We start from the raw sequence: 6000 nt of genomic DNA, 5'->3' as shown, positions 1-6000 counted from the left end.
AGCCCATCGGACCGACCATGGCGAACACCTTGTCGCGCTCGACCATCTTCTGCGACGCCAGCACGGCGCGCTTCGGGTCGTAGCCAGAGTCCTCCAGGATCAGCTTGATCTTGCGGCCATGGATGCCGCCGGCAGCGTTGATTTCCTCAGTCGCCATCTTCATGCCGTTGGAAACCGGCACACCCCAGACCTTGATCGGGCCGGACAAATCCTGATGGGTGCCGACGACGATCTCGTTCGCCGAGATGCCTTGATCGGTAACCTTGGTCTGCGCCGCGGCCGGCAATTGGGTCAGCGCAAGGGCGCTCACCGCCAGGCCCAGCACCTTGAACGATTTCGACATTGCAGTCTCCTCTTCCTTGGCCCGTGTTGCGCGAAGGGTGGGGCCTTCTCGATCCTTCGCCGTTTTCAAATGTCTGGTCCGAAATATCCGCCTATGCCACCGCCCGTTCGCCATACATGGCGTTGATCTCGGCCGCATAGCGCTTGTTCACGAAGCTGCGCTTCAGCTTCATGGTCGGCGTCAGTTCCTCGTCCTCGGGCGTGAGCTGACGTTCGATCAAATAAAACTTCTTGATGGTCTCGACGCGCGCAAAGTTGACGTTGACGGTCTCGATCTCGCGCTGGATCAGGTCCTGGATCTCCTGCGCGCGGCACAGGCTGGCATAGTTGGTGAAGGGGATGTCGTTGTCCTGCGCGTATTTCTCGACATTCTCCTGGTCGATCATGAGGAGGCAGGTCAGGAACGGCCGCTTGTCGCCGATCACCACGGCATCGGAAACATAGGGCGAGAACTTCAACTGGTTCTCGATTTCCGAAGGCGTGATGTTCTTGCCGCCCGACGTGATGATGATGTCCTTCATCCGGTCGGTGATCCGGACAAAGCCCTCATTGTCGATCGAGCCGACGTCGCCGGTGTGCAGCCATCCCCTGGCGTCGATGGTCTCGGCGGTTTTCTCCGGCTGGTTCAGGTAGCCCATGAACAGGAAATCGCCACGGATCAGGATTTCACCCTGCGGGGAGATCGCGACCTCGCCCCAGGGCGCCGCCTTGCCGACCGAACCGAGCTTGATGCGCTCGGGCGGCATGATCGTGGCGACGCCGCAATTCTCGGTCTGGCCGTAGACCTCGCGCATGTCGAGGCCGAGCGCGAGATACCAGCGGATCAGATCCGGCGCGATCGGCGCAGCACCCGTAAAGGCCAGCCGGCAGCGGTCGAGCCCGAGCATGCGGCGGATGTTGCGGAACACCAGCCAATAGGCGGCGCGATTCGCCATCCGCAGCGACAGCGGCGGCGTATCGCCCTGCAGCTTGTACTCCGTCATCCGGTTGCCGATGGCGAGCGCGTTGCGGTACATCCAGTTCTGAAACGTGGTCGCGTCCTTCAACGCGATGGTGATTCCGGAATAGAATTTTTCCCAGATCCGGGGCACCGCGAGGAAGGCGGTCGGCTGCACCTCGCGCAGATTGTCCGGCACGGTCTCCGGGCTTTCGGCGAAGTTCATCACCGATCCCAGCGCCAGCGAGATGTAGTAGCCGCCGATCCGCTCGGCGACATGACAGAGCGGCAGGAACACGAGCCGCTCCTCCGCATCGGTCGACGGAAACAGGTCGTTGGCGTGCCGCATCTGGTGCGTCACGCTGCGGTTGGAATGCATCGCGCCCTTGGGTGGGCCCGTGGTGCCGGACGTATAGACGAGGATGGCGAGATCCTCCGCACGTCGGCTGCCGATCATCTCGTCCCACAGCGCCTCGTTGCCCTGTTCGTGGTTGCGCCCCAGTGCCGTGAACTCGGCCAGCGACAAGACCATCGGATCGCTGAAGCCGTGCAGGCCTTCCATGTCGAACACGACGATCTTCTGCAGCGTCGGGCAGCGCGAACGGCAGGCCAGGATCTTGTCGAGCTGCTCTTCGTCTTCCGCGAAGACCACCCGGGTCGAGGAATCGTTGATCAGATATTCGACCTGCGAGGAGGAGTCGGTCGGATAGATGCCGGAGGAAACGCCGCCGGCGCAGAGGATGCCCATGTCGGCGTAGACCCACTCGGGCACCGCGTTGGCAATGATCGAGGCGACGTCGCCGGGCCGGAATCCTACCGCATGCAGGCCGAAGGCGATGTCCTTCGAGATCTGCAGCCACTCGCGCCAACTGGTCGGCTGCCAGATGCCGAACTTCTTTTCGCGGATCGCCGGGCGGTCGCCGCGGGTCTCCACGGATTTCAGAAAGCTCCTCGCGATCGTGTCGGCGACTGTCAGCACTGCCGGTCTGGCCATGCGCTTCCTTCCTCCCTCTGTCGCCTGCCCCAACCACCGGTCTTGAGTGCCGGTCCTGGTTTAGTGGCAGGCCTCAAATCTAGCTCAAATTCTCTCGTAATGCCAAGACCTTAGATGCGACGTTTAGCGCCAGGTTTTCTTCTTCTTCCAGCGCCGTTCGCCGCGGGCGCCTTCTTCCTTGGCGCCGAGATAGAATTCCTGGATGTCCTTTGAATTCATCAGCCGCTCGCAGGTGTCGTTCATCACGACCCGGCCGATTTCCAGCACGTAGCCGTAATGCGCGGTCTCCAGCGCCACCTTGGCGTTCTGCTCGACCAGCAGGATCGACATGCCCTGCTCCTCGTTGACGCGCTTGATGATGGTAAAGATCTCCTTCACCAGGATCGGCGACAGGCCAAGCGACGGCTCATCCAGAAGTAGCAGGGTCGGCCGGTTCATCAGCGCCCGCCCGATCGCCAGCATCTGCTGCTCGCCGCCGGAAAGCTGGCCCGCTGGCTGGTTGATGCGTTCCTTCAGCCGCGGGAAATAGCCGTAGACACGATCGAGATCCTCAGCGACACCGTCGCGATCCTTGCGCGGATAGGCGCCCATCATCAGATTTTCGCGCACCGAAAGGAACGGGAACACCTCGCGTCCCTCGGGCACATGGCTCAAGCCCAGCCGCACGATCTTGTCGGCCTCCATGCGCTGGATCGGCTTGCCCAGAAATTCGATCGAGCCCTTCTGCGGATCGAGAATGCCGGAAATGGTCTTCAGCACCGTGGTCTTGCCGGCGCCGTTGGCCCCGAGCAGCGTGACGATGCGGCCGCGCGGCACCTCAAGGCTGATGCCCCTGATCGCCATGATCGGCCCGTAATAGCTCTCGATGTTGCTGAGCTTGAGGATGATGTCGGAAGCGCTCATGGCATCATCCTCATGCACCGAGATAGGCGGCGACGACGTCGGGATGGCGCTGCACCTCGGACGGCGAGCCCATCGCCAGCACGCGGCCGTAGTTGAGCGCGATCACGCGGTCGGAGACGCGGTTGACCAGCGTCATGTCGTGCTCGACCATCAGGACGGTGATGCCGAGCTCGGTCTTCATGTCGCGGATCCAGAACGACATGTCCTCGGTTTCCTCGACATTGAGCCCGGACGACGGCTCGTCCAGCAGGATCAGTTTCGGCTCCGAGCACAGCGCGCGCGCCAGTTCGATCACCTTGCGGACCCCATACGGCAGCCCCGAGATCAGCTTGTCGCGATAGGCTTCGAGATCGAGAAATTCGATCACCTGTTCGACGCGGCGGCGATGCATCTTTTCGCCGGCCCGCACGCTCGGCAGGAACAGAAGTTCCTGCCAGAGTTGCGTCGTGGAATGGCGGTGGCGGCCGACCAGCAAATTGCTCAGCATGGTCGCATTCTCGAACAGCTCGATGTTCTGGAAGGTGCGCGCGATGCCGAGACCGGCGATGTCGTAGGCCGGCTGCTCGGTAATGTCCTGGTCCTCGAAGAAGATCCTGCCTGAGGTCGGCGAATAAATCCGCGAGATCAGGTTGAAGATCGAGCTCTTGCCGGCGCCGTTCGGGCCGATGATCGAGAGAATCTCGCCCTTCTCCACCGCGAAGCTGACGGAATCGACCGCTTTCAGGCCGCCGAAATGCAAAGACAGGTTCTCCGCGCGGAAATAGCTCATCGGTTCCGCTCCGATTTGACGTAGATCTTCTGACGCTTGAAGGTCGCGCGCTTGTAGAGCGGGAATAGCTGGAAAAACAGTTTGATCTTCAGCCAGCGCCCGTAGAGACCGAGCGGCTCGAACAGCACGAACAGCACGATGATCACGCCGTAGATCGCGCCCTTCAGGCCGTTGGCGGAGGCAATGGCGGCGGCATTGCTCTGAATCTTCCCTGCCGTCGCGCTGTCGGCGCCGAAGGTCGAGGCGATGCCGGCGATGACGCCGGGAATGTCGTCCTTCAGGTAGGTCAGGAACGGATCGATCATCACCAGGAAGATGGCGCCGAGCACCGCGCCGTGCAGGCTGAAGGTGCCGCCGATCAGGATCACGATGATGAACTCGATCGAGAGCTGCAGCGTGAACATTTCCGGCGAGATGAAGGAGAGCTTGTGCGCGAACAGCACGCCGGCAAGGCCCGTGATCGCGGCGCTGATCGCAAACGACTTCACCTTGTAGAGCGAGACGTTGACGCCCATGCTGCGCGCCGCCGTTTCGCTGTCGCGGATCGCAACGAAGGCGCGTCCCGTCGGCGAACGCAGCAGGTTGAGCGTGCCGACGATGGTGAGGATCAATACGCCGAGGCAGAGGAAATAGAAGGCTGGACCGTTTTGCGGTACCGCCTGTCCGAAGAGGCTCAGCGTCTTGACCCGCATCCCCTCGTTGCCGTTGGTCACGCTCTCCCAGCGCGCCAGGATTTCCTCGACGATGAAGGCGAAGGAGATGGTGGCGATGACGAGGTAGATGCCGGTCAGCCGCAGCGCCGGAAATCCGACCAGCGCGCCGACCACGCCGGTCAGCAAGCCGCCGGCCAGGAAGTAGACCGGGAAGGGAACGTTGTATTGCTGCAGGTACCCGGCCGTATAGGCGCCGATCGCGAGAAAAGCTGCATGGCCGAGCGAGGCCTGGCCGGTGAAACCGGTGAGGATCATCAGGCCGACACCGACGGTGGCGTAGATGCAGACGAACACCAACTGGCTGACCAGATAGCTCGACAGTACGAACGGCGCGATCACAAGAAGCGCCAGCAGGATGCCGTAGGAAACGACGTAGCCGCTGTGCGGAAGCAGCCTGATGTCGTCTTCATAGTCGGTTTTGAAGAGAAATCGCATTAGACCTTCTTCCGCGTATGAACACCGAACAGGCCTTCGGGCTTGAGCAGCAGCACCACCAGAAGGACGATGTAGGGCGCGACGTCCTTCCAGCCCTGCGGCAGGTAGAAGCCCGCCATGCTCTCGATCACGCCGATCAGCACGCCGCCCACCACCGCGCCCGGAATGGAGCCGAAGCCGCCGAGGACCGCGGCCGGAAACGCTTTCAGGCCCAGCACGAGACCGACATTGGAGTGAATAAAGGTGATCGGCGCCAGCAGCACGCCCGCCGCGGTCGCGACCGCAGCCGAGATCGCCCACACGATCGACACCACGCGCTTGACCGGAATGCCCATGTAGTAGGCAGCCAGCATGTTCTCCGAACTGGCGCGCATCGCGGTGCCGAGCGTGGTGCGGTTGAAAAAGAGATACAGCAACGCGCAGAGGATGATGGTCGCGGCGATCACCGAGAGCTTGTCGTAGGCCAGCACCAGCGAACCCAGCCGCAGCACGCCGTGGCTGAACGGCGTCTCGATCTTGAAATCGTCGGTGCCCCAGATCATGCCGACCACGGAGCGCAGGAAATACCCGAGCCCGATGGTTGCCATGATGATGGAAAACTGCGGATAGCCGAGGATCGGACGGACCACGACGCGTTCGGCCAGCATGCCGAACAGCGCCATCGCGATGACCGCGCCGGCGAATCCAAGCCAGTAATTGAGGCCAAGCATGCCGATAAAGGTGAAGGCGAAGAAACCGCCCAGCATCATCAGATCGCCCTGGGCGAAATTGACGACCTCGGTTGCCTTGTAGACGAGCACAAAACCGAGCGCGATCAGGCCATAGACGCAGCCGAGCGCGATGCCACTCACCAGCTGCTGAACAAAGTCCAGCATCATCTCCCTCCCCGATGCCAGGCGATTCTGTC

6 protein-coding genes are annotated in these 6000 nt (G+C 62.0%); all 6 read right to left on the bottom strand.

The genetic code is table 11. From position 1 onward, the window contains the following. On the bottom strand, nt 1-343 hold a 343-nt coding region (locus V7E26_RS09010), incomplete at its 3' end, for an ABC transporter substrate-binding protein (protein ID WP_324415098.1). 91 nt (nt 344-434) lie between these two features. Further along, nucleotides 435-2273, bottom strand: a complete 1839-nt coding sequence (locus V7E26_RS09005; protein ID WP_324415097.1) for an AMP-dependent synthetase/ligase — start codon at nt 2271-2273, stop codon at nt 435-437. 123 nt (nt 2274-2396) lie between these two features. Beyond that, nucleotides 2397-3176: an ABC transporter ATP-binding protein gene (locus V7E26_RS09000; protein ID WP_065751407.1), complete on the bottom strand. Its 780-nt coding sequence runs from the start codon at nt 3174-3176 to the stop codon at nt 2397-2399. Nucleotides 3177-3186: 10 nt separating this feature from the next. Next, the gene (locus V7E26_RS08995; protein WP_324415096.1) at nt 3187-3945 is read right to left on the bottom strand and encodes an ABC transporter ATP-binding protein; all 759 of its coding nucleotides are present in this window, start codon (nt 3943-3945) and stop codon (nt 3187-3189) included. Next, nucleotides 3942-5093 (bottom strand): branched-chain amino acid ABC transporter permease, encoded by a 1152-nt coding sequence (locus tag V7E26_RS08990; RefSeq protein ID WP_324415095.1) that lies wholly within the window; start codon nt 5091-5093, stop codon nt 3942-3944. Before V7E26_RS08990 ends, V7E26_RS08995 begins: the two co-directional genes overlap by 4 nt. Continuing rightward, nucleotides 5093-5968: a branched-chain amino acid ABC transporter permease gene (locus V7E26_RS08985; RefSeq protein ID WP_324415094.1), complete on the bottom strand. Its 876-nt coding sequence runs from the start codon at nt 5966-5968 to the stop codon at nt 5093-5095. The genes V7E26_RS08990 and V7E26_RS08985 overlap by 1 nt, the downstream gene beginning before the upstream one ends. Nucleotides 5969-6000 lie beyond the last annotated feature (32 nt).

Source organism: Bradyrhizobium sp. (genome assembly GCF_036735945.1).
GTDB lineage: Bacteria > Pseudomonadota > Alphaproteobacteria > Rhizobiales > Xanthobacteraceae > Bradyrhizobium.
Note: the sequence above shows the minus strand (reverse complement) of the source record. Positions and strands in the feature narration are given on the sequence as shown.

Excerpts from the sequence above, each read along its gene's own strand:
- V7E26_RS09005 (WP_324415097.1), bottom strand. The coding sequence starts at position 2,273 with ATGGCCAGACCGGCAGTGCTGACAGTCGCCGACACGATCGCGAGGAGC.
- V7E26_RS08990 (WP_324415095.1), bottom strand. The coding sequence starts at position 5,093 with ATGCGATTTCTCTTCAAAACCGACTATGAAGACGACATCAGGCTGCTT.
- V7E26_RS08995 (WP_324415096.1), bottom strand. The coding sequence starts at position 3,945 with ATGAGCTATTTCCGCGCGGAGAACCTGTCTTTGCATTTCGGCGGCCTG.
- V7E26_RS09000 (WP_065751407.1), bottom strand. The coding sequence starts at position 3,176 with ATGAGCGCTTCCGACATCATCCTCAAGCTCAGCAACATCGAGAGCTAT.
- V7E26_RS08985 (WP_324415094.1), bottom strand. The coding sequence starts at position 5,968 with ATGCTGGACTTTGTTCAGCAGCTGGTGAGTGGCATCGCGCTCGGCTGC.